This is a genomic window from Actinoplanes sp. KI2 (assembly GCF_025630775.1).
GTDB lineage: Bacteria > Actinomycetota > Actinomycetes > Mycobacteriales > Micromonosporaceae > Actinoplanes.
The window spans coordinates 1-473 of the sequence record NZ_JAOSZE010000154.1 but is presented as its reverse complement, the minus strand read 5'-3'; the positions used below and the strand labels follow the sequence as shown (position 1 = coordinate 473).

Genomic DNA, 473 nt, shown 5'->3' with positions numbered 1-473 from the left:
TTGGCGGTGGCTGGGCGGAGCCTGCCGGCCGCCCTGCGCACGTTTCTGCTGACTCTGGCGGTGGTCGACGATCTGCTCGCGATCGTGATCATCGCGGTGTTCTACACGGCGCATCTGTCCGTGCTGCCGCTGCTGGCGGCGCTGATCCCGTTGGGCGTGTTCACGGTGCTGGTGCAGCGGCGGGTCCGGTCCTGGTGGCTGCTGCTCCCGCTCGCCTTCGCCGCGTGGGCGTTGGTGCACGCGTCCGGTGTGCACGCCACGGTTGCCGGGGTGCTGCTCGGGTTCGCCGTTCCGGTCCTGACGTCGGCACACCCGCGCGTCGGTGAAGACCCGGCTCCGGGGCTGGCGGAGCATTTCGAGCACCGGTTCCGGCCGATCTCGGCCGGTGTCGCGGTGCCGGTCTTCGCGTTGTTGTCCGCGGGTGTGACGATCGGCGGACTGGACGGGCTCGGGTCGGCGCTGTCCGATCCGGT

General features: G+C 71.0%; 1 protein-coding gene. It reads left to right on the top strand.

The genetic code is table 11. The features are described from left to right. On the top strand, positions 1-473 hold a 473-nt coding region (locus tag ODJ79_RS46735), incomplete at both ends, for a Na+/H+ antiporter NhaA (RefSeq protein ID WP_263030204.1).